Source organism: Leucobacter faecis, assembly GCF_054456635.2.
In genome coordinates, this window is record NZ_JBTJEP020000008.1 from 104438 (window position 1) to 130758 (window position 26321).

The window sequence follows — 26321 nt, forward strand, 5'->3', positions numbered from 1 at the left end:
CCGGAGCCTAAGCGCGCTCGATGAGCGCGTTGGCGATCACCGCGATGCCCAGGCCTTGGCCAGTGAACCCGAGGCCGTCGGTCGTGGTCGCGGCGAGCGACACGGGCGCGCCGACGAGCTCAGACATGACGGCCTGGGCCTCGCCCTGGCGCGGCGCGAACTTGGGCCGCTTGCCGATGATCTGCACCGAGACGTTGACCGGACGCCAACCATCAGCGGCGAGGCGTTCGAGGGCGAGCCGCACGAACCCGGTGCTCGCGGCGCCAGCGGTTTCAGGCTGGTCGACCCCCACGAGACCGCCGATGTCGCCGAGACCTGCGGCAGACAGCAGCGCGTCGACGACAGCGTGGCACACCGCATCGCCGTCGCTGTGGCCCGACAGGCCAGGCTCACCGGGCCACTCGAGGCCCGCCAGCCACAGCGGCGCCGCGGGGTCGAACGCGTGGGTGTCGAACCCCGTGCCCACGCGGATCACGCGTCGCTCCCGAGGCCCGCTGCGTTTGCCGAGAGAAAATGTTCGAGCACCGGCAGGTCTGCCGGCGACGTGAGCTTGTGCGCCTGCATCTCGCCGGGCACGGTGCGCACGATGCCGCCGTCGCGCTGCACAAGCTCGGCGTCGTCGGTCGGGAGGTCGCCGTGTAGCTGCGCGGTGGCGTGTGCCGACTCGAGCACGTCGCGCGGAAAGCCCTGCGGGGTCTGCACAGCGACCAGCGCCGAGCGGTCGACGGTCTCGTGGACGACGCCCGAGGAGTCGATGCGCTTGATCGTGTCAACGACGGGCAGTGCGGGGATAACGCCCGCCCCGCTCTTATGCACTTCGGCGATGACGCGCTCGAACAGGGCGGCGCTCGCAAACGGCCTCGCCGCATCGTGCACGAGCACGGTGTCGACGGACTCACCGAGCGCGGCGAGCCCAAACCGCACGGATTCGTGTCGCTCGCGTCCCCCAGGCACCACAGACACCTCCCACAACGAGCCTTCGGGTAGCACCGCGTCGATAATGTCGAGGGCGTCTGCCGCGTGAGACTCGGGAGCGACGATCACGAGCTGACCGGGGTGCGGCAGCGAGGTGATGACCGCCGTGCTGAATTCGAGTAGGGCGCGCCCGTGCAGCTCGAAGAACGCCTTGGGTACCTCGGCGCCGAGGCGTTCGCCGCGCCCGGCTGCCACGAGCACCACGCCGAGTGACGCGAGCGTGTGGGGCTGAGTTTCGTTGGGGGAGTGCGCAGAGCTGCTCATAGCTCAAGGGTACTCGCGTGGGCGCTGCAGTGCAGCGGCGCAAGCAGAGACAGCAAAAGGCGCCCTGCACAAGTGCGGGGCGCCTTTTAATATTGCGGTGCGGCTGCGATGCAGCCTGTTGCTCAGCCTACGAGGTGAGAACCTGGTCGAGAACCTCGCCAGCCTTCTCTTCGTCGGTCTTCTCGGCGAGCGCGAGCTCTGACACGAGAATCTGACGAGCCTTCGCGAGCATGCGTTTCTCGCCAGCCGACAGCGAGCGCACCTCTTGGTCGCGGCGCCACAGGTCGCGCACAACCTCGGACACCTTGATCACGTCGCCAGAGGCGAGTTTCTCAAGGTTTGCCTTGTAGCGGCGTGACCAGTTTGTAGGCTCCTCGGTGAACGGGGCGCGCAGCACCTCGAACACCTCCTCGAGACCGGCCTTATCGATAACGTCACGAACGCCAACCAGATCACAGTTCTCAGCCGGAACCTCAATCGTCAGGTCGCCCTGGTTGACCTGCAGCTTTAGGAAGAGCTTCTCTTCTCCGCCGAGCTTGCGCTTCTTTACCTCGATGATCTTGGCGGCACCGTGGTGGGGGTAGACAACAGTCTCTCCGACCTCAAATTGCATTGAGTGGCTCCTTTACAGTCCAACCACTAGAATACCACATTCGCTGCGGGTGGGTTAGGCTTGCCTAAGCTGCGCCACGTCGGTGGACGCGGTTATGATGGATTCAAACCGTGCTTGCGGCTCGCCGCGCACGATGTCGAATCGACCCACGGCTCGGAGGACCACCTTGAAGATTCGGATCGCCTCATCCATTGCTCTTGCTGCAGCGCTTGCGCTGGGCGCAACAGGATGCAGCCTGATCGCGCCCCAGGGCACGCTTGAGCCATACGCACCCAGTGACGGTGTTGACGTGAACGTCGAGGGCATTGATGTGCGCAACATCTTGCTCGTCGCCGACGAGACCGGTGAGAACTTCAACGTGGTGTACACCGCGATGAACCGCACCGGCCAGGAACAGGTCATCACTATGAGCTTCGTTGCCGAGAACGGTGACAAGGCGAGCGCCGAGTTCACTGTTCCCGTCGGCACGACCGCTTTCGGTAACCCCGCAGGCGAGGTCGCACCCGTGCTCGTGAGCATGCCCGGCCTCATGGTCGGTTCGACCGTGAGCACGTACTTCCAGCTCGCTGGCGCGCCCGAGGTGGAGCACAACGTGCCCGTGCTCGATGGCACGCTCGCGGAGTACCGCGACTACGTGTTGCCGGCAAACTTCTCGCAGAAGGCCGATGAGACGGCCGACGACAAGAAGGTTGTCGCAGAAGACGATGCAGCTTCGCAGTCGAAGGTCGGCGACGACATCGAAGAAGACGAGAAGTAGCTTTCGCGTCAGCGCGAACAGCGCTCACACACAAGAACGCCCCGGGCCGCGGCCAGGGGCGTTCTTGTGTGTGAGCGGGTTACCCGAAGCGATAGCCCACGCCGCGCACCGTTGAGATGAGTCGCGGCTTCGAAGGCTCTTCTTCAATGCGGGCGCGAATACGTTTAATGTGCACGTCGAGAGTCTTCGTGTCACCGTAGTAGTTACTGCCCCACACGCGGTCGATCAGTTGCCCGCGTGTGAGTACGCGACCAGCGTGACGCATGAGAATCTCGAGCAGTTCAAACTCGCGCAGCGGCATGGCGGTCTCGTCACCGCGTACGAGCACCGTGTGCCGCTCGACGTCGAGCTTGATGCCCAGCTCGTCGATCACGAGCGAGTCCTCTGGCTCTGCCGGCTCGGGAGCGGCAGCGGCGCCGCGGCGCAGCGCAGCGCGTACGCGCGCGAGCAGCTCACGGGTCGAGTAGGGCTTCGTGACATAGTCGTCTGCGCCTAACTCGAGCCCCACGACAATGTCGATCTCACTGTCTTTCGCGGTGAGCATGATGATGGGTACCTGCGACGTCTGGCGAATCGTGCGGCATACCTCGGTGCCCGGCACGTTGGGCAACATCAGGTCGAGCAATACGAGGCCTGGTGAGACTTCGGCGAACGCGGTGATCGCGGCCGCACCGTCACCAGCGACTGTCACCTGGTACCCCTCGCGCTCAAGCAGAAAGGCGAGCGGGCGCGAGATCGACTCTTCGTCCTCGACGAGCAGAATGTGCTGGGGCACTACTTGGGGTCCTTTCGATCAAGAGCGCGTTTGACCTTTTTCTTGGCGCGCTTACGGCGGTCGTCTGAGTCTTCGTGCAGCGGAAATGTGAGGGTGAAACTCGACCCCACGCCCGGCTGTGACCACACGTCGACGTCGCCCCCGTGGGCGCGCATCGTGTGCCGTGTGATGCTTAGGCCGAGCCCCGTGCCGCCGCCATCGCGGCTGCGTGCCTCATCGACGCGGTAAAAACGCTCGAAAATGCGCGACAAATGCTCACCGGCAATTCCTTCGCCCTGATCGGTCACGGTCACCACGAACCGCTTCTTCTCGAACGTCATGCCGATGCCCACGCGCTCGCCCTCGTTCGAGTGCCGGATCGCGTTGCTCAAGAGGTTTGCCACCGCGGCTGCAAGCGCCGCGGGCCGTCCCATCAGGCTCGCATCGCGCTCGCGGTCGTCTGCGTCGGTGATGACGAGCGTGATGCCGCTTTGTGTGGCGAGGGCGCGGTGCGCGTCGACCTCGCCACGCACGAGCAGGCGAATGTCGACGCGCTCGCGGTCCTCGGGGCGCAGCGCTGACTGCGCCTCTGATAGCTGAATGATGTCGCGCGAGAGCGAGCCCAAACGGCGTGATTCCTTGACGAGCGTCTTTGAGAACTCGCGTACGAGTTCAGGGTCATCTGCGGCTTGCTGCACTGCCTCTGCGAGCAGCCCGATGGCGGCGATGGGGGTTTTGAGTTCGTGACTCACGTTGGCGATGAAATCGCGACGCATCGCGTTTACGCGCTGTTCTTCGCCGAGGTCCTCTGCAAGGACGACGACGAAGCGTCTCTGCAATCGAAACAGGTGCGTGCGCACGTTGTCGGTGTGGTCGGCGGGATCGGGCTCGTGGGTGTCGGGAACGCCCGAAGACATCACACGCCGCACGCGCGCCAAAAACGAGGGGGCGCCGAGCTCATCGTCACTCATGTTGCGTTCTTCACGAGCAGTGGGGTTCGCGTATACAGTTGCGAGCGATGAGTCGAGAATCACGGCAAACGCGTCGATCTCGTCGAGCAGGGTGGTCACGACCTCGGGCAGCTCGGGGCGCATCTCGGCCGATCGCAGCCGGCCTGCGCGACGTGCACCGATGATGCCGAGCGTCGCGCCTGTGCCGGCCGTGGCCCCGAGTGCGGTGGCAGCGAGCACGAGGGCGGTGGGTTCCATGTCTCTCATCGTAGGGGGCGCGGTGAGCACGAAAGGTGAAGTTCAACCGTTGTTCACCTGCCGGTGCGGTACGGTTTACCCAGCCCGTTCACACTTGTGAGGTGGCGTGCGCCTGCGATCGATCGCAGTTTCGGCCGCCACGCAACTTGAAAGGAATCTGAATGCGCGAAGTATTTCAGCAGTCGCTGCGTGAGGTGCAAGAGCGGCTCGTGAAGATCGCTGAGCTCGTTGAAGAGTCGATCGGCGACGCCACCGGCGCGTTTGGTGAGTCTGACGTGGCGCGTGCTGAGCGCGTGATCGACGGCAGCGATCAGATTGAGCTGCTCACAGCAGAGCTGGATCAGCTCGCAATCGACATTCTGGCGAGGCAACAGCCCGTCGCGTCAGACCTGCGGCTTGTCGTGGGCGCTCTGCGCATGGGCTCCTCGCTTGAGCGCATGGCAGACCTTGCGCAGCACATCGCTCAGCTTGCGCGATACCGTTACCCCGAAAGCGCGATCCCGGCGGGTTTGTCGAAGACGTTTGTGCGCATGGGCGCGCTTGACGTGCAAATGGCGGGGCTGATCGTGGAGCTATTGCGCACGCAAGAGCCGCACGTGATCGACCAGGTGCGGGACCTCGACGATGACCTTGACGAGCTGCACGCCAAGGTGTTCGAGAAGGTGCTCAGCGACAAACTGGTGGGTAACCCCACTGGCGTGGTCGACGCGACCCTCGCGAGCCGGTACCACGAGCGATTCGGCGATCACGCCGTGAGCGTTGCGAAGCAAATGCAGTTCTTCTTGAGCGGGTCGATCGATTGACTCGCGTGCGGGCCCGGAGCGCGGGCCCGCACGCCCTCGCGGTTTTTTGCATCCAAGCCCACACCGACGCAAGGTAGGCTGTCAGGGTGAAACAACGCATCTATGACTCGCGCGCGGGGGCGCTCGTCGACTTTGCCCCCCGCGAAGCCGGCAAGGTGGGCCTGTACGTGTGTGGCCCCACGGTTCAGTCGGCGCCGCACATCGGGCACCTGCGCAGCGCGCTTGTCTATGACCAGATGCGTCGCTGGTTTGCCGCGACAGGACATGATGTGACGCTGATTCGCAACGTCACCGATATCGACGACAAGATTCTTGACAATGCCCGCCTCGGCCAGCGAGAGGGCAGCTCTGAAGAATGGTGGGCGCTCGCGTACCGTGTGGAGCGTGAGTTCACGGCGGCGTATGATGCACTCGGTGTGCTGGCGCCGACCTACGAGCCGCGTGCCACTGCCAACATCGCAGAGATGATCGGGTTGATCGAACTGCTCATCGCCCGTGGTCATGCGTACCAGGCAGACGACGGCACCGCGAACGTGTATTTCGACACGCTCAGCTGGGACGCGTACGGCGAGCTCACGCGCCAGCGTCGTGATGACATGGAAGACGCGGCAGACGCCGAACCTAAGGGTAAGCGTGACCCGCGCGACTTCGCGTTGTGGAAGGCGTACCGAGAGACCGAGCCCGAGTCGGCAGCGTGGGCATCGCCGTGGGGCGCGGGCCGCCCTGGTTGGCACATCGAGTGCTCGGCGATGGCAACCCGGTACCTCGGCACGGCGTTCGACATTCACGGCGGCGGGCTCGACCTCCGGTTTCCGCACCACGAGAATGAGCTTGCTCAGTCGCGCGCGGCCGGGCACGAGTTTGCGCGGCACTGGGTGCACAACGGACTCGTGAACACGGGCGGACAAAAAATGTCGAAGTCGCTCGGCAACTCGCTCTTCGCGAGTGACCTGCTCGAGGCGGCCAGGCCCATCGTGCTGCGCTACTTTCTGGGGTCTGCCCACTACCGCTCGGTGCTCGAATTCTCTGACACATCGCTCACCGAGGCGGCCGCCGCGTTCGAACGCATCGAGGGCTTTCTTGAGCGGGCATGGGAGGCCGTGGCCGCGACTCACGCAGACCGGCACGAGGGCGAAGCCCGCGCGGCACTCTACTTAAGTCCCGCTGCGGGCACAGCGACAGTAGGCAGCCTGCCCGAGGCATTCACCGCGGCGATGCTCGACGACTTCGGTGTGCCGCAAGCTCTGGCCGCGGTGCACGAGGCTGTGCGGGCGGGCAACACCGCGATCGACGGCGGCGACATCGACACCGTGTTGGCCCGGGCGAGCGAGGTCGTTGCGATGCTCGACGTACTGGGCCTCGACCCTCGCGCTACGCCGTGGGCAGCGGGATCCGGAACTGACGCAGCAGACGCGGCGAGCGACGCGCTGGGCGCGCTCATTGAGACACTTATCGCGCAGCGCACCGAGGCGCGCGCACAGAAAGACTTCGCTACGAGCGATGCGATTCGCGACCGTCTGCTTGACGCAGGAATCGCGCTGGAAGACACGCCACATCAAACCCGTTGGAGCCTGACATGAGTAACAAGAGTAATCGCACGGGCGCCGTGCGCAAGAAGGGCCTGGGCAAGGCAGTCGGCTCCGGCGGTCAAGGGCGCCAGGGGCTTGAGGGCCGCGGCCCCACCCCTAAAGCGGTAGACCGCGAGTACCACCCGGCACACAAGGCCAAGGCCTCACGCGATCGCTACGAGGCAGCCAAGAAGCGGCACGCCGAGCGCACCGGGCGCGCGCCCGAACGCGGTCGCGGCCAGCGCAGTAAAGACGAGAACGAGCTGGTCACGGGCCGCAATGCTGTGCTCGAGGCGCTGCGCGCGAAGATTCCTGCCAAAGCGCTCTACATCGCGGCGCGCGTCGAGATGGACGACCGCATGCGTGAGATTCTGCGTCTTGCGACGAACCGTCAGATCGCGGTGCTCGAGATCATGCGCCCTGAAATGGACCGCATGGTCGAGCGCGATTCAGTGCACCAGGGCGTCGTACTGAAGGTGCCGCCGATGGAGTACTCGAACCCCCTCGAAGTGCTTGACGAGGTCATTGCAAACAACAAGACCCCGCTGTTTGTAGCGCTCGACGGCATTACCGATCCGCGCAACCTGGGCGCGATCATTCGCTCGGTGGGTGCGTTTGGTGGCCAGGCTGTCATCGTGCCGCAGCGCCGCTCAGCCAGCCTCAACTCTGCGGCATGGAAGACCTCGGCCGGCGCGGCCGCGCGTATTCCCGTCGCGATGGCGTCGAACCTAACGCAGACCATCAAGGAGTTCAAGAAGCAGGGTGTTTTCGTTGTCGGTCTCGACGGCGGCGGTGACCTTGAACTGCCCGGGCTTGAGCTGGCCGATCGCCCGCTGCTGCTCGTGATTGGCAGCGAGGGCAAGGGGCTGTCGCGTCTCGTCACCGAGACGTGTGACGCGATTGTGTCGATTCCGATTCAGGCGGTCACCGAGTCCCTCAACGCAGGTATTGCGGCGAGCGTCGCACTGTACGAGGTGGCGAAGCTGCGCGCTGAGCGCAGCCCCGCCGAAGCGCCCGCAAACTAGTTCAGCTGTCACATCACCACCAATTCGGTGATCTGCCACTGCCGGTTGCGATGTTCAAGCCGCATCGCAACCGGCAGTGTGCGTGGAACGGCATGTAGTGACAGCGCTGCCTCGATGACATGCGGCACAGGTCGGTCTATGTGTACCGGGCCGGGAGTCGCAACGACTCGCCGGTGGTCGCTGTACAGTGTGCGCCGCTCGGTGCGAGCCGCGCGACGGTTTTGAAGCGCGGTGGCAACAGCCGGAGTGACCCAGCCCGCCAGCTGCGCGACCGAGCGCACACCCTCGAGCGCTTCGAACGCGTAGAGCGCCAGCTTTTGAATCACCTTCGGTTCTGGCGCGGGCACGTCGGTGGACTCACTCGTGTCGAACGCGACCTCGTTGAAGTGCAGGTCTGGGTTTTCGGCGCGGCGGAGGTGGCGCGGCGGCGGTTGGGCCGCGGCGGGCGACGCTGCGGGTGAAGAAGCGGGCATTGTCGTTTCTTCTGGTTTGTGAGCTGACTCGCGAGCTAGCTCGCGAGCTAACTCGCGAGCTAACTCGCGAGTTGGCCGTGTTGGCCGAGTTGTGCGCAGGGCCTGCGACATGGTTTCCCCCTTGAATTCGAGACCCCTTGTGCTTCCTCCGCGCGATCGCTCGTTGATCTTGAAGCGGCGGGGTGTGGTGTGAGAACCAACCATAGAATTCGTTTACTTACACTCGTCAAGCAAACACGGCGCACTCACCAATTTTGACGTGTTTTGTTGATCGAAATCCAGTCCGATACGACGTATGATGTCGAACCTCGTAGGCCTAGGCGGCCCATACGGCCCATACGGCCCATACGGTCCAGCCGGGAAGCGCGAGCCGCGACACGAACCGCGACACGAACGCAGGATTGCTCTCCGCTGTAAGCGGGGTGCTCTACGCTTAAGCTGTGGCGACTTTGCGTAACCTTGCGACCAAGTATTCGACCCTCGACGAGCCAGAAATCGAGTGGCTTGAAACGCTCTCGCTTGATCTGCAATTGCTCGCAGATCTGGCCCTGAGTGACGTCGTGCTGTGGGCGCCGACCAAAGACGGCGACTACCTCGCGATCGCACACTCGCGCCCAGCCGGCTCGGTAACACTGTTCTACCGCGATGTGATCGGTGATTTCTTGCGCCCCGACTGGCGCGAACTGGTCGATGAAGCGATGGTCACGGGGGAGCCGGTCGAATCAACGTCACCCGCGTGGTTCGAAGAAAACCCGATGCGCCTCACCGCCTACTCTGTGAGCCGCACCGACGACACGGGGATTCGAGGCCCGTTCGCCGTCGTCACGCGTCACTCCAGCGTTGTTGACACACAGAAGGCGTCACGCATCGGCGCGGCGTTCTACGAGGTGTCGAGCGAGCTGTTCGCAATGATTCGCACGGGGCTCTTCCCCGCCCACCTTGATTCGCGCGGCGGCGAACAGGGCGCACCACGAGCCTCAGACGGTCTCGTACGACTCGACCTCGAGGGCGTCGCCACGTTCGCGAGCCCCAACACTCAGACCACGTTCAACGCGCTCGGGTTTCGCGACGAGATCGAAGGCGAGAACTTTAGCGAGGTCATCGCCGAAATCGTCAAGGGCCAGTTCGACACGAACGAGTCACTGCCGCTCGTTGCGCAGGGCAAGATCTCGAAGCGCGTCGAGATCGATGCGCGCGGCCGCACGGTCGCGCTGCGTTCGATTCCGGTGATCGAAGACGGTACCAGGGTCGGCGGTATCGTGCTCACCCGCGACGTCACTGACCTGCGACTGCAGGCGCAGGAGCTCATCACCAAAGACGCGACGATTCGCGAGATTCACCACCGCGTGAAGAACAACCTGCAGACCGTGGCGTCGCTCTTGCGCGTGCAGGCGCGGCGTGCGCGCAGCGAGGAGGCCAAAGAGGTGCTCGGGCAGGCGATGCGTCGCGTCGCCGCGATCGCGGTCGTGCACGACACGCTCTCGACGGGCCTGTCGCAGATCGTGGACTTTGACGTCGTATTTGACCGGGTGCTGGGGCTCGCCGCCGAGGTGGCGAGCCTGCACGGCACGACTGTGCACCCCCACAAGGAGGGCTCCTTTGGCGAGCTGCCCTCTGAATACGCGACCCCGCTCGCGCTCGCGCTCACCGAGATCGTCACGAACGCGGTCGAGCACGGCCTCGCGGGCCGCGAGGGCGATGTCTACATCACAGCCGATCGCACCGAAGATCGCCTCGTTGTCGAGGTGATCGACACAGGCACGGGCCTGCCCGGCGGCACCGTCGGTGACGGCCTCGGCACGCAGATCGTGCGCACCCTCATCGAGGGAGAGCTCGGCGGCAGCATCACCTGGGGCCCGGATGCCCGCGGCGGTACGCGCGTCGCGATCCAGATCCCGCTGCACTGGATCGCCGCCCAAACGCGCGAGATTCCGCGTATTCCGCAGTAGCGTTTTTCGCTCCGGATCAGCGGCCGCGGCCGCGCAAGATCACCGTGAGGCCGACTCCGAGCAGTAGTAGGCCGAGGCCTACTACGGTGGCGATGATCCACCAGCTGCCGTCGAGGCCAGCTCCGCCGAAGCTGCGCTGGGTGATATAGCCGCAGAACGCGAGTATCAGCGCGCCCCAGATGATGGGGCTTGTGCGCGGGCCAGTGTGTGCGGCGGGCTGAGCAGGCTCTGCTGATGCGGGTGAGGGGGCCTGGTCTGGCTCCTGCGGTGCGGTCATTAGTTCGTCTCCTGGCGCAGCCACTGCTGCATCTGTGACAGTTCAGGGTGAGTGACATCGACGGTGCCCGCGAGCACCGTCACGGTCACGCGGCTCGCGTTGCCCGGGGAATCTACGGTTGCTCGGGGAGCGAGATTCACTCCGATTCTGCGGCTAATAAAGGGGCCCGAGGTGCTGCGATCTTGCACGTCAGAGCCGTTAGACGTGGCGGTCTGCTCGTTGATGCGGCCGGCGAGCATGCGCACCTCGAGCACTGTGGGCATGCTCGCAGGCAGCGTCACATTGACGTCTCCAGCGACCTGCCACACGTCGAGATTGACGCGGTGTTGAGTGTGGCGGTCGAGGTCGCTGAGACCCAGTTCGACGTTGCCCACGATGTTGACCGCGCCGGGGGCGCTGCGGCCGTCAACGAGCATTTCTCCGACCGGCTGAAACCTGGTGCCCCACGGCAGCACCGCGGTGATGAGCAGCGCGACGACACCACAGAATGACAAGAATCCAAGCACGCCCACGTGCCTACCGCGCAGGCCAGCCACGATGAGCGAGAGCGCGAGTACCGCGAGCGCCGCGATGATCGCGGCAACCAGGGGGGCGGCGAACGCGGCCACCGTGGAGCCGGAGGCAGTGAACTGGAACCCGGTTTGCAGCGTGAGAAACGCGGCGAGGCCCGCCGCCAACAGCGCGAATGCGAGAGTGATCAAGACGTGGCCCGCGCCAATCTTTCGTGCATCGTGCTCGGTGGCAAGGCGGGCACTCCACGCGTCGACTCGCTCGCCCGCCTCCTGGCTCCAGCGCCCGGCCTGATCGCCGATCTTGTTCGCTTGGGCGCTAAATCGTTCTGCGTGGTGATTGATGTTGTCACTGAGGCTCTCGGCCGATCCGGTAGCCTGTGCCCGCCCGCGCTGGATGAGCCAGTGCCGCAGCCAGAACCCGCCCGCGATCACTACGGCGAGCCAAAACAGCCAGGCGAAGGTAGCCGTGAGCCAGCCGGGCAGACCGAAGACGTCCCCCAGACCGCCCGCTCCCAAGTTGAGACCGAGACCGAGCACGCCGCCGACAGAAGTAATGCCGAAGAGAATAACCGGCAGTACGATGACGGCGCCAGCGATGATGGCCGCGGTGATGACACCCGAACTGGCGCGACCGCGCACAATATCTTCGAGGTGAATCTTGCCCGTGCTGTCGGGTAGCAGCAGCCAACCCGCCACGTACGCCAACACGGCGGGGCCGCCAAAAATGCCGAGCACGACGAAGATGCCGCGCACAATGAGCGGGTCGATGCCCGCGCGAGTGGCTAGGCCGCTCGCCACGCCCGCGAGCCACCGGTCACCCCCGCGTTGCACGCCGAGGTCGCGCAGCCAGCCGAAGAATCCGGTGCCCTGCTGCGATGAGGGGTCGGGTTGAGAAGTCATGGTTCAAGTCTCGTTGAGTGTTGGCCCCGGCACCATCGGGGTTCACCCTGACCCGACCCTGAGATTTACGGCGCGGGGCCGCCGGTGTCGGTAGATGCTGCTTTGATAGAAACATGAACAGACCCCCGCTCGTGCGCCCGAGGCAAGAGAGCTTGCTTGCTGGCGTGTGCGCAGGGCTTGCCGCGCACCTGGGGGTGTCGCTCACGACCGTGCGCGCGATCATGGTCGGGCTCGCGCTCTGTGGCGGGTTTGGGGTGCTGCTGTACGCCTGGTTCTGGGTGACAGTGCCTGCCGCAGCATCCGAAAGCCCACCGCCGATGAAGCGAGCGCTCACGCCGAGCGCTGCCGTGGTCGCAGGCGACGTGGCGCCCGCAAGCCCATTGAGCAGCGAGACCACGGGGCCGGCGCGGCCGGCTCAGCGCGCAGCGACGGTACGGCGTCGCTGGCCCGTCGCCGAGCTACTGCTCGGGGTGAGCTTGCTCATTGCGGGGCTCGGGCTGGTGCTCGATCGCGCCGGGGTGAGCATCAACCTTGAGCTCGTGCTGCCGGCGCTCGCGGTGCTCGTGGGCGTCGGGCTCGCGTGGTGGCAGATTGCCGACCGTGGGCACCCTGACCGGCACGTATTGCCGCGTGTGCTCGGTGCGCTCACGCTCGTTGCGGTCGGTGTACTCATGTTCTTCGTGACCGCGCGGCAACCCAGCGCGTGGACGGTGATCGCCGCAGCGTTGGCGGTGCTTACCGGCGTTGCGCTAGCGCTTGCACCCTGGGCGCTGCGGCTCAACCGAGAACTGATCGCAGAGCGCGCGGCGAACGCTCGTGAAGCCGAGCGCGCCGACATCGCCGCCCACCTGCACGACTCGGTGCTGCAAACGCTCGCGCTCATTCAGCAGCGGTCAGCTCCGAGTAGCGAGGTTGCTCGACTCGCCAGGCGCCAGGAGCGTGAGCTGCGCGAGTGGTTGTTTCGCGGCGCGGACGGCGGCACTGCTGCGCCGCGCGAGAGCGCAGAAACCGAGCTGCGTACGCACGCTGCAGCGCTCGAGGCCACGTTCGCGGCCCAATTCGAGGTGATCACGGTCGGCGAGACGGTGATCGCGCCCGAGCCGCTCATCGCTGCGGCGCGCGAAGCCATGCTCAACGCAGCACGTCACGCGGGCGGTAGCGTCACCGTCTACCTCGAGACCACCCGAGAGCGCATCTCAATCGATGTCACCGATCGCGGCCCGGGGGTCGACGTCGGAGCTCTACCCGAGGGACGCATGGGCGTACGCGAGTCAATTCTGGGGCGCATCGAGCGGGCGTCTGGCACAGCCTCGATCAGACCCGGGCCGGGCGGCGCCGGCACGACAGTGCGACTGTCGGTGGCGCGCGATCCGGCACACACCACACACGACAGCGAGGAGCATGCATGAGCGAGCACACAGAGGCTACCCCCATAAGCGTCGTGATCGTTGACGATCACGAGATCTTCAGAACCGGGCTTCGAGCATCGCTCGGTGACGAACTCGACGTGGTGGGCGAAGCAGCCACGGTTGACGAAGCCATCGCCTCTATCACCGCACTTGGGCCCGATGTCGTTCTGCTCGACGTGCACCTGCCCGGTGGTGACGGCGGCGGCGGGGCCGAAGTGGCGCGCGCGTTCGCCACGGGGTCGACCCACAGCGTGACGCGGTTTCTCGCGCTGAGCGTTTCAGACGCGGCCGACGACGTCGTGAGCGTGATTCGTGCCGGTGCCCGCGGGTACCTCACGAAAACTTCGTCTGGCGCCGAGGTGACGAGCGCCGTGCAGCGCGTACACGGCGGCGACGCGGTGTTTTCGCCGAGGCTCGCGGGGTTCGTGCTCGACGCGTTTGGTGTGGGCGGTGGCGAAACCGCTGCGGCAGACGACGAACTCGACCGGCTGTCTGCCCGAGAACAAGAGGTGATGCGCATGATCGCGCGCGGTTACGCGTACAAAGAAGTAGCAGCAGAGCTTTTTCTTTCGGTCAAAACTGTCGAAACGCACGTGTCAAAGGTGCTGCGCAAGCTGCAGCTTTCGAACAGGCACGAACTCACGGCGTGGGCGCTGTCGCGGCGCCTGTTGTAACAGAGTGCGCGGGCACTCGCGCGGGCACTCGCACGGGGGCTCGACCGCGGGCGAGTATGAGCTTCGACCGCGGGGTGAGACGTGAGCTGGTGACTGATCCGGCGCGCGCTACGATGGTGGGGTGATTACACGGCTCAGCAACTACTTCCTGAAGACTCTTCGTGAGGACCCCTCAGACGCCGAGGTCGCCAGCCACCGGCTGCTGGTGCGCGCCGGCTACATTCGACGGCAGTCGCCGGGCGTCTTCGGCTGGATGCCGCTGGGCCTGCGTGTGAAGGGCAAACTTGAGCAGATTGTGCGCGAGGAGATGCTCGCGGCGGGCGCACACGAGGTGCACTTCCCGGCGATGCTGCCGCGCGAGCCCTACGAAGCGACGGGCCGCTGGGAGGAGTACGGAGACGCGCTCTTCCGCCTACAAGATCGTCACGGCGCCGATCACCTGCTCGCACCGACCCACGAGGAGGCCTTCACCGTGATGGTGAAGGATATTGTCACCTCGTACAAGGACCTGCCGCTGTCGCTGTTTCAGATTCAAGACAAGTACCGCGACGAGGCGCGCCCCCGCGCCGGCCTGCTGCGTGGTCGCGAGTTCACGATGAAAGACGCGTACTCGTTCGATGTGACCGACGAGGGACTGGCCGCTAGTTACCAGAAACAGCGTGATGCCTACGAGCGCATCTTCGCGCGCCTGGGGCTCGAATACGTCATTGTGTCGGCCGACGCCGGTGCCATGGGCGGCTCTCGCAGCGAAGAGTTCTTGCTGCCGACCGCGATCGGTGAAGACACGTTTGTGCGCTCGGCGGGCGGCTATGCCGCCAACGTCGAGGCCTATGTGACGCCCGTTCCCGAGGCGCTGCCGATCGAGGGACAGCCCGCCGCAGTTGTCTACGATTCGCCCGACACCCCCACGATCGACACGCTCGTCGCGCACACGAACGCAGTGCTGCCGCGCGTGGACGGTCGCGCGTGGAACGCCGCAGACACGCTCAAAAACGTGGTGCTCGCCATCACGCCCACCGCGGGGGAGCACGCGGGTGAGCGCGAGATCGTTGTCGTCGGCATTCCTGGCGATCGTGACGCAGACCTGAAGCGCGCTGAAGTCGCGTTCCCGGGCTGTGACATTGAGCCCGCGAATGCTGGCGACCTGGCCAAGCACCCCGGTCTCGTCGCTGGCTACATTGGTGCCGCGCGCGTCGCAGCCGACGGATCAACGACTGCGGTACTCGGTGTCGAGTCTGAGACCGGCGTGCGCTACCTGCTCGACCCCCGCATCGTGCCGGGCACGAGCTGGGTCACGGGCGCCAACGTCGCCGAGAAGCACGTTGCCCACCTCGTGGCAGGCCGCGACTTCACCGCCGACGGCGTGATCGATATCGCTTCGGTGCGCGACGGCGACCCCGCCCCCGACGGGTCTGGCCCCATCGAAACAGCACGCGGCATGGAAATCGGACACGTGTTTCAGCTCGGCCGCAAGTACGCCGAGGCGCTCGGTCTCAAGGTGCTCGACGAGAACGGCAAACTTGTTACCGTCACGATGGGCTCGTACGGCATCGGTGTCACTCGCATCATGGCGATTCTCGCCGAACTGAACCACGACGACCGCGGCCTAATCTGGCCCAAGTCGGTGGCGCCGTTTGATGTGCACCTGGTGGCCACGGGCAAGGACCCGGCGATCTTCGAGGCCGCTGGGACGCTCGCAGCAACGCTCGAGGGCTCGGGCGTCGAGGTGTTGTTCGACGACCGTCCCAAGGTTTCGCCCGGCGTTAAGTTTGGCGACGCTGAGCTGATTGGTGTGCCTCGCGTGGTTGTCGTGGGGCGTGACGCTGCTGAGGGCCTCGCCGAGGTGTGGGACCGCAGCACCGGGGTCAAGGAGAAGGTTGCGATCGCCGAAATTCCGGCGTTGTTTGCGTAGGCGCTAGGCGCTGTTCGCCGTTCTTCAGACGGCGTGTGGACGGGGGCCCGGGCTCATAATGAGCCCGGGCCCCCGTATCGCGTTTGGGGCCCAGTGGCTCGCTCTCGAGTCATCTTCCGTTCGAGGCGTCCACAGGGGCTCCGGATCGGCGACACCTGCGAAGTTATCCACAGATTGGTGCCCGGTCGGTTTTGCAGGTGTTTATCGGGCTATGGTGCTTGCTACGCGGCCAGTTCGGTCGCAATCACCGCGGGCGAAGCGGCCCAGCGGGAGCGAATCGAGGGGGATTCACCATGGCTAATATCAACGTTTCGTATGCCGAGATGGAGCAAGCAAGCACACAGCTCGGCACCGGTCGCGATGAGATCACGCAAAAACTCCAGCAGATGCAGCAGCTCATTAGCACGCTGGTGGGGTCAGGATTTGTGACGGATCAAGCGTCGGGCAGGTTCAACGAGGCGTACACCGAATACACGACAAGCGCGAACACGGTGATCGCTAAGCTGACCGAAATTCAGACTTTTCTCACGCAGACCGCTACTGCAATGCGTGACATGGACGCACAGATTGCCGCGCGCATCAACTAGGGCTTTACAGCTTGTGGGTGGGGTGCGTGCTTTCTCCGCTGGCGCTCGCCTCACCCACGAAAGGTGTTTGGGGATGACATGGAATACAACTTGGCGCTCAGTGACGCAGCGTTCGATGCGTGTACCAGTGCTTGTGACACCGCGGCCGAAGCGCTCGCAGGGCCCGCGCGCGCCGCGGCTCCCACTGTTTCGGGGCTGACAGAGATGCCCGCGCGATTGGCAGAGTTCATGTCATCGCTCGCGGTGTCTTGCGCCGTGCTCACCGAGGCTGTCGAAGGGGTGCGTGCGGGCGCGTCTGCGTGCCGAGACTCGAGCGATGCCATTGAACATGAAGTGGCTGGGTCGCTCTCGGCGCTCATTACGGTGCAGGCTTCGCTGGCGTTCGTTGGCGGTGGTTCTCGATGACTGCCGTACCGATCTCGGCGGCTGGAGTGCTGCCCACACCATCACCCGTTTGCGCGGGTGACACCGACGCGGTGGCCGGCCTCATTTCAGACACGAGTAACGCCACTAGCACGTGTCAGTCTCAGGCTGCCTTGGCCTCGCGAGCGCTCTCGGCGGCGCGGGGCGGCGCTGTGCAGGCAGTCAAGGGTCGGCTCGGGCATCTACAGACGAGTGCCTCTCTGGTTGAACAGTCTGCGGCCTCGGCACTTCTCGCGATGAACACGTATGCGCAAAGTGTGGCGGCGATCCACTCAGAGGCACTGCTCACTGAGCAAGACGTAGCCGAGCTGCTCGCGCAAGTGCGCATGAACGCAAACACAATTGAATCGATCGCGCTGCGCAAAGGGCTGCCACTTATCAGCGATTGGCGGGTCGCACCACCGACGTTTATGCCGGCTTCTGCCGGTGAACCCGTGACCGTGCTGAGCGGCGACGCAGATTCGTTTAACTGGTCGCAGGCAGCGGGGGCATGGGCTGGTGCGTTAGCTCTGATCGAACACGCATGCACGCGGTGGCGGGAACTCGTGACGCAGCGGGAATCCGCGGAACGAGCGCTGCTCGGTGCACTCACGCGAACGGCTGTGACAGCGTTGGGGCCGGGGGCTGGCGCTTCGAATGGCGCTATCGTTGAGGCTTTGACGAGAGCACTTTCGCAGAACCGCCCCTGGGAGTCGCCCGAGGTGCAACGGCTGCTTAATGGAATGCTCACACCCGCTGACGTAGCAAAACTGTGGGAATCTCTTGTGGCCTCTGAAACCGACACGAATGCTCTCATCGAGCGCTACTGCGTCGAATTGGCCGGGTTGGACGGGCTTCCGTTCAGCGTGCGAGACCGTGCAGCACGCGCCGCTATCGACTACGCGTTGCAGGGTAATGCCGAGCTGGTAGACGTGTTTGCGCGGCTCGGGTTGTCGCCCGACGACATGACTCTCACCGACTTTCGGCGCGACCTAGTGGCTGTGAAGGACGCAGCCAAGGAAGCGCGCAAATCAGTCACTGCCAAAGATGCCATTGTGCAGATTGCCATGCTCGGCAGTCACGACGGTGTGGTCACCGCCGCCATCTCGGTGGGCGATCTGGACGCGGCTAGCAGGGTGGGCGTGCTCGTGTCGGGCATGAACTCATCGGTGCGCACCATGCGTGATGGGCTGGATGGGCTCCGCGAGGTACACGACAAAAGCGTAGGCGTCGCGATGGTGTCGTGGATCGGATACAGGGCACCAGGGATCGCTGCAGAAGCTACACAGAACCGGGCCGAACGGGGCAGCTGGCCCCTCGCCACCTTCCTCGACGGCCTCTCAGCGACCCGCGCTGCGCGTCCACTCACCCGATTTGCCGTGATCGGCCATTCCTACGGTACTAACACCGCCGCCGAGGCGCTCAAGCTAGGTGGGCACTCGGTAGACGCCTACATCACGATGGGGTCGGCTGGGCTCACGGTTGGCACAAAAGCAGAAGAGCTCGGGGTTAGCGAGATTCACGCGACGCATGCGCGGGGCGATAACATTGCGCCCATCGGCAAGTTTGCCCACTTCAGGTCCGCATCGGTTGACGCGCCTGGATACCGCTCACGGGTGGACCCGAGGGACCTCGAGGGCGCGATCGTCTTCTCATCGGAGGAGAGCGAAGAGGGTAAACGCGTCACCATGCATAACCTCACCGAGGCTATCGACTGGGGCCCAGCACAGTGGGTCGCAGACGGGCTCGACGGAGTGGCGAAAGACGACGAGATTGGGTACCTCAACCCGTCGTCGACCACCGTGAACAACGTCATCGAAATCATGGGAGGAAAGCGATGAACCACAAGAATTGGTACATCGGGGCCGGGGTCTGTTTGGTGTCGGCCGTGCTCTTCGCAGGGTGTACTGCTTGGGCCGCCAAAGGGCCCGCCCCTGTGCTGGACGCGGCCGGGCTCACCTTTGAAGAAGCGGTAGAACCTTCGCTGCCCGAGCAGTTTGCAAACGTCGCTGAGCGATACCGAGCACTCAATGATCTCGTAGCAGATACGCAGAAGCAGCTAGAGCCGGGTGAGTGGATTGATGCGAGTACAACAAACCCCTTCATGACCCTCGCGGGCGATGAAATAGGCGGAAATCTGGGCGCCAAAGCCAAGAAAGACAATAGCTACTACATCCGCCGGTCTTGGGACCTTGCACCCGTACTTGACTCAGACGCCCGAATCGACCGTGCGCGAGCATTTTGGGAGAGTAACGGATGGTCATCGGCGCGCACCGACAGTGAGATCACACCAGGAAACTACAGGGTCACTACAACGACGCCTGACGGCACTTGGCTCGCCCTAGACCTAATGGACGGAGAAATTACCCTTACGGCATTTTCAGGGGTCTACTGGGGTGACCGAGAAGCCCTGTCAAACGCGATCTGGAACATCCAACAGAACGAGCGCAACGAGGGCATTGAATGGTGGCCAGAACGCGTCAACGAAGACGGCAACGGGCTGATCCGGCCCGGAGAATACCCGCCGTACCCTGCCTGGAACGAGGTTGCGTACGAAGAACATCTTGAGATGTCGCCCCATTGGGACAGACGGGGCGAGCAAGTTGCCCAGAACACTGATGATTGAGGCCAGCGTCAAGTGGGTGCGTAAGCCTTGGGGAGTTGAAGTAAGCTAGATGCTTCGATCCGTGTAACGCGGGTCGCACAGCTGAATAGACATTTCAATACCTGAAGGAGAGCACTGTGAAGATTGAACTCGTCACCCTGCGACAGATTGAGCGCGAGAAGGAGATTCCCTTCGACGAGCTGGTCGAGATTATCGAGCAGGCAATTCAGTCGGCATACCTGCGCCACGCAGAGAACCAGAACCTTCCGGTACCCCGTGAGAGCGATGTGCGCGTGACGCTCGACCGCAAGTCGGGGCAGATTTCCGTGCGGATCCCTGAGATCAACGAAGAAGGCCAGACCGTCGGCGAAGCCTTCGTTACGACCGATGAGTTTGGTCGAGTCGCATCGAGCGCCGCGAAGCAGGTCATCAACCAGCGTCTGCGCGACCTGAGCGATGATGCCGTGCTCGGCGCCTTCAAAGACAAAGAAGGCCAGATCGTTTCGGGTGTGGTGCAGCAGGGAACTAACAAGCGCATGGTGCACGTCGACCTGGGCGATCTCGAGGCGATCCTGCCTCCTGAAGAGCAGGTGCCGGGCGAGGCGTATCCACACGGTATGCGCGTACGCGTCTACGTAACCAGCGTGTCGAAGGGGCTCAAGGGGCCCCAGGTAGTCGTATCGCGAACTCACCCCGGGCTCGTGCGCAAGCTCTTTGAACGTGAGGTACCCGAACTCGCCGAGGGCCTCGTTGAGATTGTTTCGCTCGCACGCGAAGCGGGCCACCGCACCAAGGTAGCCGTGCGCGCGAAGAAGGCTGGCATTAACGCAAAGGGCACCTGCATCGGCGAGATGGGCAGCCGCGTACGCGCCGTCATGAGCGAGCTGGGCGACGAGAAGATCGACATTGTCGATTACTCGCCCGAGCTGCCCGCGTTCGTTGCGAATGCTCTGTCGCCCGCGAAGGTGACCGATGTGTTCATGCTCAATGAGTCCCTCAAGCAGGTACGAGCGCTCGTCCCCGATTTTCAACTCTCGCTCGCGATCGGCAAGGAAGGGCAGAACGCCCGACTCGCCGCCAAGCTCACGGGCGCGAAGATCGACATCCAGCCCGATTCGATCATGAACGACTAGTTCGCGCGTGCGGCACCGGCGGCTGGGCCGCCGGTGCCGCGGATGCGACGCGCCTGTGAGTGGATATTTAAGGGAGCTGGTAGGATGGTTCCGGTTCGGACCTGTGTTGCGTGTCGCAAACGTGCCTCACGCACAGATCTGCTCAGAGTGGTTCTGAGCGAAAATCAACTCACTGTTGATGATCGCGCAGTACTCCCTGGGCGCGGCGCTTGGGTGCACCCCAGCCTCAAGTGCTTCGAACAAGCAGTCACGCGTTCAGCATTTGCGCGTGCGCTGCGCGTATCGGGGAAACCCGATGCTGGCCCTATAGAGAACAGGCTGAAAACACTTATGGACAACTAATGAGCGGCTCACGATGAGACCCGTCCGTTAATTTTGGTTCCCGCCTGTCTGGCGTGAACCCAGACAGGAGAAAAGTGGCTAACCCACGCGTACACGAGATCGCAGCTGAGATCGGTGTCGATAGCAAGGTCGTTCTGGCCAAGCTGAAAGAAATGGGCGAGTTCGTGAAAGCGTCCTCGTCAAGCGTTGCACCTCCGGTAGCACGCAAGGTGAAGGCAGCCCTCGCTGCTGAAGCAACCCCCCAGTCCTCAGACGCCCCCGCAGCTGCAAAGCCCGCGGCAGGCGCTCCCAAGCCCGGTGCTGCCCCGAAGCCCGGTGCTGCTCCGAAGCCCGGTGCTGCTCCGAAGCCCGGCGCAAAGCCGGCTCCTAAGCCCGGCGCAGCTGCAGCTCCCGCCGCGGAAGCACCCGCTGCGAAGCCCGCAGCAGCGAAACCCGCAGCAGCGAAGCCTGCTGCAGAGAAGCCTGCAGCTGAAGCATCGGCAAAGCCCGCTGCGGCTCCTAAGCCTGCCGCTGCTAAGCCCGGTGCTGCTAAGCCTGGCGCTAAGCCCGGTGCCGCTAAGCCTGGTGCCGCTAAGCCCGGTGCAGGCGCGCCGAAGCCCGGCGCGAAGCCCGCTCCCAAGCCCGGTGGGCCTCGTCCCGGGAACAACCCCTTTGCCACGAGCCAGGGCATGGGCATTCCCCGTCCGCCCCGTCCAGGTAACAACCCGTTCTCGTCGAACCAGGGCATGCCTCGCCCGGGTGGCGGCGCAGGTCGACCCAACCCGGGTAACATCCCGCGTCCCGCTCCGCGCCCGCAGGGTGCAGGAGCCGGTGCAGGTCGTCCCGGCGGCGCAGGTCGTCCCGGCGGTGGCGGCGGTCGCCCCGGTGGCTTCACTCGCCCCGGCGGAGGCCCCGGTGCAGGCACGGGTGGTCCCGGTGGCTTCGGCGGTCCCCGTCCCGGTGGTGGATTCGCTGGCCGTGGTCGTGGCGGCCGTGGCGCAGGCACCGCTGGCGCATTCGGCCGTGGTGGCTCCAAGAGCAAGGCACGCAAATCGAAGCGGGCGAAACGCGCAGAGTTCGAGATGCGCGAGGCGCCGTCACTTGGCGGCGTAAGCGTACCTCGCGGCGACGGCACGACGCTGATTCGTCTGCGCCGTGGCGCTTCGCTCTCTGACTTTGCAGACAAGATCAACACGAGCGCGTCGAACCTCATCACCGTGCTGTTCCACCTCGGTGAGATGGCGACTGCAACCGAGTCGCTCGACGAGGCAACGTTCGAGATTCTCGGCGACGAGCTGGGCTACAAGATCCAGGTCGTCTCGCCCGAGGACGAAGACCGCGAGCTGCTCGAAGGCTTCGACATCGATATCGAAGCAGAGCTCGAAGAAGAGGGCGACGATGTTCTGCAGCCCCGCCCGCCCGTTGTTACCGTTATGGGTCACGTTGACCACGGTAAGACCAGCCTGCTCGACGCGATCCGTAAGGCAAACGTCGGCGGTGGCGAGGCTGGCGGCATCACGCAGCACATCGGTGCCTACCAGGTACACACCGAGCACGACGGTGTTGACCGCGCACTGACCTTCATCGATACCCCCGGTCACGAGGCGTTCACCGCCATGCGTGCCCGTGGTGCGCAGGTCACCGACATTGCGATCCTCGTGGTCGCGGCAGACGACGGCATCATGCCACAGACGATTGAAGCGCTTAACCACGCTCAGTCGGCCGGCGTGCCGATTGTTGTTGCGGTCAACAAGATTGACAAAGAGGGTGCAAACCCCGACAAGGTGCGTCAGCAGCTCACCGAGTTTGGTCTGCTCTCTGAGGAGTGGGGCGGCGACGTCATGTTCCGTGACGTCTCGGCGAAGGGCAACATCGGTATCACCGAGCTCCTCGACGCAGTGCTTCTCACGGCAGACGCTGGTCTCGACATGCGTGCAAACCCCAACAAGGGTGCTCGCGGTGTTGCGATTGAGGCAAAGCTCGACAAGGGTCGCGGCTCGGTCGCTACCGTGCTCATCCAGTCGGGTACGCTGCGCGTTGGCGATGCGATCGTGGCGGGCACGGCCTACGGCCGCGTGCGTGCGATGAGTGACGAGAACGGCGATCCTGTCCTGGAAGCCACGCCGTCGCGTCCAGTGTCGGTGCAGGGTCTGTCGAGCGTGCCTCGTGCAGGCGACACCTTCCTCGTCACCGACGAAGACCGCACCGCGCGACAGATCGCTGAGAAGCGTGAGGCTGCACAGCGCAACGCAATGCTTGCGAAGGCACGCAAGCGCATCAGCCTCGAAGAGTTCACGAAGGCGCTTGAAGATGGCAAGGTTGAGTCGCTCAACCTCATCATCAAGGGTGACGTGTCGGGTGCTGTTGAGGCGCTCGAGGAATCGCTCATGAAGATCGAGGTCGACGAGTCAGTCCAGCTGCGTATTCTGCACCGTGGTGTGGGCGCGATCACCGAGTCCGACGTGGATCTTGCCACGATCGACAACGCCATCGTCATCGGCTTCAACGTGCGCCCCGACGTCAAGGCTCGCGAGCGCGCAGCGCGCGAGGGTATCGACATCCGCTTCTACAACGTCATCTACAACGCGCTTGATGACATTGAGGCTTCGCTCACGGGCATGCTCAAGCCCGAGTACGAAGAGGTCCAGTCGGGCGTCGCCGAGATCCGCGAGGTGTTCCGCTCCTCGAAGTTCGGCAACATCGCCGGTGTTATCGTGCGCAGCGGTACCATCACGCGTAACGCCAAGGCTCGCGTTATCCGCGACGGTGTCGTGCTCGCCGATGGCCTGGCCATCGAGTCGCTGCGCCGCTTCAAGGACGACGTCACCGAGGTCAAGACTGACTTCGAGTGTGGCATCGGTCTCGGCAAGTTCAACGACATCCAGCCGGGTGACGAGATCGAGACCACCGAGATGGTTGAGAAGCCCCGCGGCTAACTCTCAAGTGCGGCGCCGGATCGGCTCCCACTCACGCTGAAGGCCCGGTCAGTTCTTGCGAACTGGCCGGGCCTTTGCCGTGTCCTCACGGCATCGCTGCTTCGAACCGTGCGCGGGTCGACTTCACTCCTGACTCGTGCCACGTTAATGCTGGCGTGCAGTGCACATGTCGAGGCTTTGGGGCAATATCCCAGGCGAATGAGGCTTTCCCCCGCATCCGTTGCACCGAAGATCGATTCATCTGGCAAAGAGGGCGTGCGGCTAAAAGTGGGTGTTATCAGACCTGATAACACCCACTTTTGGCCGCACGATGTTTTTGGCTCCTGCGTGTGACCTGGTTCGTGCCGTTTGAATGCCGGCAGACAGCTCATCTCGTAATGAGCAACGTCAGCGCCCGCACGGCAAACGCAAAGGCCGGTCAGTTTATGTAAAACTGACCGGCCTTCACGTTGCACCGCGGCTTCGTGGCGGTGAGACGCTACGCGTTAGTAGCGCACGATGTTGACCTCGTCGAACCGGCGCCCCTCGGGCTTTGACGGGAGAATCATGAAGACGATCATAATCAGACTCCCAACATAAGGAATGAACGACAAGAAGTACATTGGGCCGGCGAAGTTGCCGTCGTGCAGCCTGCGCCACGCGAGCCCGAGTGCCGGCAACAGAATAGCCAAACTGAAGCCGAAGAAGAGAATGCCGCTAATGAGTAACATCACGAAGCCGATGCCCGAAGGCCCGCCGTAGAACGCGTATGGGTCACTAACGACCATAAGCAGACCAATAAAATAGAAGATCCCAGGCACGAGCATAACGAGGCCGTAGAACAGCTGAACCCACCAGTACTCACTGCGTGAGGCTCGGCCCTTGAAGTTCACGTAGTTCTTGAAGAAGCGTCGAATGGCTTGGCCAAAGCTCGCACCGTAAAGCGGACGAGTGAGATCTTCTGGGTCGGTTGTTCCGTCAAACGGCTCGCCGGGGCCCGGCGCACCGTAGGCAAACCCCTGCGGCTGCTGCGCCTGGTACTGCGGCTGCTGCGCCTGGTACTGCGGGTACTGCTGCTGGTACGCTGCCTGCTGGTACTGCGGCTGAGCCGGTTGCTGATACTGCTGCTGGTACTGCGGCGCCTGCGGCTGTGTGGGCTGCTGCTGGTACTGGGGCGGCTGCTGCGGCTGCTGGTATTGCGGCTGGGCGGGCTGTTGGTACTGCGGCGCTGCCGGCTGCTGAGGCTCGGCACCCTGGCCGTTGTATTGAGCCTCAAGCTGCTCTCGCGACAGCTGCGGAGGACCTTGGGGAGCCTGAGACGTGGGGGGCTGCTGCGGGGTCCCGTGCTCGGGCTGCCCAGGCACGCTCCCCTCGGGCGGCTGTGGGATGGTCATGTGTTTCTCCGTTCCAGGCCCAACACCGCTGCTCGGTGTAGTTGAGCCACGTTATCTTGCGGTGACTACCTCTAAGCGTACGGGCTTTGGCTTTGACGCTAAAGCGATCCGACGTGACTTAGATGCGGTCGAACCTCCGCCCCTCAGGCTTCGAGGGAAGCAGCAGGAACACGAGCACCACAATCGAGCCGATGTACGTGAGGCTCAAGAAGTAGAACGGACCAGCGAAGTTGGCATCGTGTAGACGACGCCAGGTGATCGCGAGGCTTGGAATGATGGTTCCGAGGCCAACAATGACGAGCAAGATGATGCCAACGATGGGCAGTGCTGCGGCGAGAATCGACGGGACGATGGCGATGAGCGCAGTGAAGAGTGCAGCCCACCAGTACTCGCTGCGCGATGCGCGACCCGAGAAGGTGGCGTAGTTCTTGAAGAACCGCGAGATGGCTTGCCCGAATGATGCGCCGTACAGCGGGCGGCCAAGGTCATCTACTGTGCTTGCGCCGTTGAAGGGTTCGCCGGGGCCAGCAGCGCCGTAGGGGCCCGCCTGTTGGTACTGCTGCTGGAACTGGGGTGCCTGCTGCTGGTACCCGGGAGCCGCCTGATACTGAGGCGCTGCAGGAGCCTGCGGCTGAACGGGAGCCTGCGGCTGAACGGGGGCCGCCTGGTACTGCGGCGCTTGCGGTGCCTGCGGCTGCACGGGCGGCTGCGGCTGCTGGGGTCCTTCGTTGCCTTCGGGCGGTACAGGAATCGTCATTCGCTTCTCCTTGTAGAGGACTCGCGCCCTCGCGTGTGCGAAAAACTTGAGCCGATGGTGTCTAACTGTGCTGAGTGCAGTTAACTACAAGCGTAGGGGGTGGGGGTAGTGCGCCGCGAAGAAAATATAAACCG

25 protein-coding genes are annotated in these 26321 nt (G+C 64.0%); 15 read left to right on the top strand and 10 right to left on the bottom strand.

Features of this window, described 5'->3' with window-relative positions; genetic code table 11:
- Positions 1-7: 7 nt before the first annotated feature.
- From ispF to ACXR2T_RS08445, 3 genes are all read right to left on the bottom strand, one after another.
- Positions 8-475 carry a 2-C-methyl-D-erythritol 2,4-cyclodiphosphate synthase gene (gene ispF / locus ACXR2T_RS08435; RefSeq protein ID WP_458812055.1) on the bottom strand — a complete coding sequence of 156 codons (468 nt, stop codon included), beginning with the start codon at positions 473-475 and terminating at the stop codon, positions 8-10.
- Positions 472-1239: a 2-C-methyl-D-erythritol 4-phosphate cytidylyltransferase gene (gene ispD, locus ACXR2T_RS08440; protein WP_458812052.1), complete on the bottom strand. Its 768-nt coding sequence runs from the start codon at positions 1237-1239 to the stop codon at positions 472-474. The genes ispF and ispD overlap by 4 nt, the downstream gene beginning before the upstream one ends.
- Before the next feature lie 127 nt (positions 1240-1366).
- Positions 1367-1852: a CarD family transcriptional regulator gene (locus ACXR2T_RS08445; protein WP_458812049.1), complete on the bottom strand. Its 486-nt coding sequence runs from the start codon at positions 1850-1852 to the stop codon at positions 1367-1369.
- A 166-nt stretch (positions 1853-2018) separates the two neighbouring features.
- Here ACXR2T_RS08445 and ACXR2T_RS08450 point away from each other — a divergent pair, with 166 nt between their 5' ends.
- Positions 2019-2609 carry a DNA modification methylase gene (locus tag ACXR2T_RS08450; protein WP_458838377.1) on the top strand — a complete coding sequence of 197 codons (591 nt, stop codon included), beginning with the start codon at positions 2019-2021 and terminating at the stop codon, positions 2607-2609.
- A gap of 79 nt (positions 2610-2688) precedes the next feature.
- Here the strand turns inward: ACXR2T_RS08450 and ACXR2T_RS08455 are convergent, their stop codons facing one another.
- Both ACXR2T_RS08455 and ACXR2T_RS08460 read right to left on the bottom strand, forming a co-directional pair.
- On the bottom strand, positions 2689-3384 hold the full coding sequence (locus tag ACXR2T_RS08455) for a winged helix-turn-helix domain-containing protein (protein ID WP_458812043.1): 696 nt from the start codon (positions 3382-3384) through the stop codon (positions 2689-2691).
- A complete protein-coding gene (locus tag ACXR2T_RS08460; RefSeq protein ID WP_458812040.1) occupies positions 3384-4571 on the bottom strand; it encodes a sensor histidine kinase in 1188 nt (395 codons plus the stop codon). Before ACXR2T_RS08460 ends, ACXR2T_RS08455 begins: the two co-directional genes overlap by 1 nt.
- Before the next feature lie 161 nt (positions 4572-4732).
- Between ACXR2T_RS08460 and phoU the strand changes: the two genes are divergently transcribed.
- The 3 genes from phoU (at position 4733) to rlmB (ending at position 7967) form a co-directional block, all read left to right on the top strand.
- Positions 4733-5374, top strand: coding sequence for a phosphate signaling complex protein PhoU (gene phoU / locus ACXR2T_RS08465; RefSeq protein WP_458812037.1), 642 nt, complete (start codon positions 4733-4735; stop codon positions 5372-5374).
- An 86-nt stretch (positions 5375-5460) separates the two neighbouring features.
- On the top strand, positions 5461-6954 hold the full coding sequence (gene cysS, locus ACXR2T_RS08470; RefSeq protein WP_458812034.1) for a cysteine--tRNA ligase: 1494 nt from the start codon (positions 5461-5463) through the stop codon (positions 6952-6954).
- Positions 6951-7967, top strand: coding sequence for a 23S rRNA (guanosine(2251)-2'-O)-methyltransferase RlmB (gene rlmB / locus ACXR2T_RS08475; RefSeq protein ID WP_458838378.1), 1017 nt, complete (start codon positions 6951-6953; stop codon positions 7965-7967). Before cysS ends, rlmB begins: the two co-directional genes overlap by 4 nt.
- 8 nt (positions 7968-7975) lie before the next feature.
- Here the strand turns inward: rlmB and ACXR2T_RS08480 are convergent, their stop codons facing one another.
- Positions 7976-8440, bottom strand: coding sequence for an Rv3235 family protein (locus ACXR2T_RS08480; protein WP_458838379.1), 465 nt, complete (start codon positions 8438-8440; stop codon positions 7976-7978).
- 440 nt (positions 8441-8880) lie between these two features.
- Between ACXR2T_RS08480 and ACXR2T_RS08485 the strand changes: the two genes are divergently transcribed.
- Positions 8881-10389 carry a sensor histidine kinase gene (locus tag ACXR2T_RS08485; RefSeq protein ID WP_458838380.1) on the top strand — a complete coding sequence of 503 codons (1509 nt, stop codon included), beginning with the start codon at positions 8881-8883 and terminating at the stop codon, positions 10387-10389.
- 16 nt (positions 10390-10405) lie between these two features.
- On the opposite strand, the gene ACXR2T_RS08490 is transcribed toward ACXR2T_RS08485, so the two are convergent.
- Together ACXR2T_RS08490 and ACXR2T_RS08495 are read right to left on the bottom strand one after the other, a co-directional pair.
- Positions 10406-10666: a hypothetical protein gene (locus ACXR2T_RS08490; protein WP_458838381.1), complete on the bottom strand. Its 261-nt coding sequence runs from the start codon at positions 10664-10666 to the stop codon at positions 10406-10408.
- Positions 10666-12078, bottom strand: a complete 1413-nt coding sequence (locus tag ACXR2T_RS08495) for a PspC domain-containing protein (RefSeq protein WP_458838382.1) — start codon at positions 12076-12078, stop codon at positions 10666-10668. Before ACXR2T_RS08495 ends, ACXR2T_RS08490 begins: the two co-directional genes overlap by 1 nt.
- A 113-nt stretch (positions 12079-12191) precedes the next feature.
- Here ACXR2T_RS08495 and ACXR2T_RS08500 point away from each other — a divergent pair, with 113 nt between their 5' ends.
- From ACXR2T_RS08500 to infB, 10 genes are all read left to right on the top strand, one after another.
- Positions 12192-13487 carry an ATP-binding protein gene (locus ACXR2T_RS08500; protein ID WP_458838383.1) on the top strand — a complete coding sequence of 432 codons (1296 nt, stop codon included), beginning with the start codon at positions 12192-12194 and terminating at the stop codon, positions 13485-13487.
- Positions 13484-14161 carry a LuxR C-terminal-related transcriptional regulator gene (locus ACXR2T_RS08505; protein ID WP_458812015.1) on the top strand — a complete coding sequence of 226 codons (678 nt, stop codon included), beginning with the start codon at positions 13484-13486 and terminating at the stop codon, positions 14159-14161. Before ACXR2T_RS08500 ends, ACXR2T_RS08505 begins: the two co-directional genes overlap by 4 nt.
- 121 nt (positions 14162-14282) lie before the next feature.
- Positions 14283-16073, top strand: coding sequence for a proline--tRNA ligase (locus ACXR2T_RS08510; RefSeq protein WP_458838384.1), 1791 nt, complete (start codon positions 14283-14285; stop codon positions 16071-16073).
- A gap of 293 nt (positions 16074-16366) precedes the next feature.
- On the top strand, positions 16367-16660 hold the full coding sequence (locus ACXR2T_RS08515) for a WXG100 family type VII secretion target (protein ID WP_458812009.1): 294 nt from the start codon (positions 16367-16369) through the stop codon (positions 16658-16660).
- Between the two features lie 78 nt (positions 16661-16738).
- Complete coding sequence (locus tag ACXR2T_RS08520; RefSeq protein WP_458838385.1) at positions 16739-17065, top strand: hypothetical protein; 327 nt, start codon at positions 16739-16741, stop codon at positions 17063-17065.
- 254 nt (positions 17066-17319) lie between these two features.
- Complete coding sequence (locus ACXR2T_RS08525) at positions 17320-18903, top strand: alpha/beta hydrolase (protein WP_489945511.1); 1584 nt, start codon at positions 17320-17322, stop codon at positions 18901-18903.
- A complete protein-coding gene (locus ACXR2T_RS08530) occupies positions 18900-19688 on the top strand; it encodes a hypothetical protein (RefSeq protein WP_458838387.1) in 789 nt (262 codons plus the stop codon). The genes ACXR2T_RS08525 and ACXR2T_RS08530 overlap by 4 nt, the downstream gene beginning before the upstream one ends.
- Positions 19689-19804: 116 nt before the next feature.
- Positions 19805-20800, top strand: a complete 996-nt coding sequence (gene nusA / locus ACXR2T_RS08535) for a transcription termination factor NusA (RefSeq protein ID WP_458811997.1) — start codon at positions 19805-19807, stop codon at positions 20798-20800.
- Positions 20801-20884: 84 nt separating this feature from the next.
- Positions 20885-21142, top strand: a complete 258-nt coding sequence (locus tag ACXR2T_RS08540; protein ID WP_458838388.1) for a YlxR family protein — start codon at positions 20885-20887, stop codon at positions 21140-21142.
- 74 nt (positions 21143-21216) lie between these two features.
- The gene (gene infB, locus ACXR2T_RS08545) at positions 21217-24057 is read left to right on the top strand and encodes a translation initiation factor IF-2 (protein WP_458838389.1); all 2841 of its coding nucleotides are present in this window, start codon (positions 21217-21219) and stop codon (positions 24055-24057) included.
- Between the two features lie 485 nt (positions 24058-24542).
- On the opposite strand, the gene ACXR2T_RS08550 is transcribed toward infB, so the two are convergent.
- Positions 24543-25430, bottom strand: coding sequence for a DUF805 domain-containing protein (locus ACXR2T_RS08550; protein WP_458838390.1), 888 nt, complete (start codon positions 25428-25430; stop codon positions 24543-24545).
- A gap of 118 nt (positions 25431-25548) precedes the next feature.
- Positions 25549-26187, bottom strand: coding sequence for a DUF805 domain-containing protein (locus ACXR2T_RS08555; RefSeq protein ID WP_458811988.1), 639 nt, complete (start codon positions 26185-26187; stop codon positions 25549-25551).
- Between the last annotated feature and the right edge of the window lie 134 nt (positions 26188-26321).

Coding starts and splice junctions, on each gene's coding strand:
- ispD (WP_458812052.1), bottom strand. CDS start 1,239: ATGAGCAGCTCTGCGCACTCCCCCAACGAAACTCAGCCCCACACGCTC.
- ACXR2T_RS08445 (WP_458812049.1), bottom strand. CDS start 1,852: ATGCAATTTGAGGTCGGAGAGACTGTTGTCTACCCCCACCACGGTGCC.
- ACXR2T_RS08460 (WP_458812040.1), bottom strand. CDS start 4,571: ATGGAACCCACCGCCCTCGTGCTCGCTGCCACCGCACTCGGGGCCACG.
- phoU (WP_458812037.1), top strand. CDS start 4,733: ATGCGCGAAGTATTTCAGCAGTCGCTGCGTGAGGTGCAAGAGCGGCTC.
- rlmB (WP_458838378.1), top strand. CDS start 6,951: ATGAGTAACAAGAGTAATCGCACGGGCGCCGTGCGCAAGAAGGGCCTG.
- ACXR2T_RS08480 (WP_458838379.1), bottom strand. CDS start 8,440: ATGCCCGCTTCTTCACCCGCAGCGTCGCCCGCCGCGGCCCAACCGCCG.
- ACXR2T_RS08490 (WP_458838381.1), bottom strand. CDS start 10,666: ATGACCGCACCGCAGGAGCCAGACCAGGCCCCCTCACCCGCATCAGCA.
- ACXR2T_RS08495 (WP_458838382.1), bottom strand. CDS start 12,078: ATGACTTCTCAACCCGACCCCTCATCGCAGCAGGGCACCGGATTCTTC.
- ACXR2T_RS08500 (WP_458838383.1), top strand. CDS start 12,192: ATGAACAGACCCCCGCTCGTGCGCCCGAGGCAAGAGAGCTTGCTTGCT.
- ACXR2T_RS08505 (WP_458812015.1), top strand. CDS start 13,484: ATGAGCGAGCACACAGAGGCTACCCCCATAAGCGTCGTGATCGTTGAC.
- ACXR2T_RS08515 (WP_458812009.1), top strand. CDS start 16,367: ATGGCTAATATCAACGTTTCGTATGCCGAGATGGAGCAAGCAAGCACA.
- ACXR2T_RS08520 (WP_458838385.1), top strand. CDS start 16,739: ATGGAATACAACTTGGCGCTCAGTGACGCAGCGTTCGATGCGTGTACC.
- ACXR2T_RS08525 (WP_489945511.1), top strand. CDS start 17,320: ATGAACACGTATGCGCAAAGTGTGGCGGCGATCCACTCAGAGGCACTG.
- ACXR2T_RS08530 (WP_458838387.1), top strand. CDS start 18,900: ATGAACCACAAGAATTGGTACATCGGGGCCGGGGTCTGTTTGGTGTCG.
- ACXR2T_RS08540 (WP_458838388.1), top strand. CDS start 20,885: ATGGTTCCGGTTCGGACCTGTGTTGCGTGTCGCAAACGTGCCTCACGC.
- ACXR2T_RS08550 (WP_458838390.1), bottom strand. CDS start 25,430: ATGACCATCCCACAGCCGCCCGAGGGGAGCGTGCCTGGGCAGCCCGAG.
- ACXR2T_RS08555 (WP_458811988.1), bottom strand. CDS start 26,187: ATGACGATTCCTGTACCGCCCGAAGGCAACGAAGGACCCCAGCAGCCG.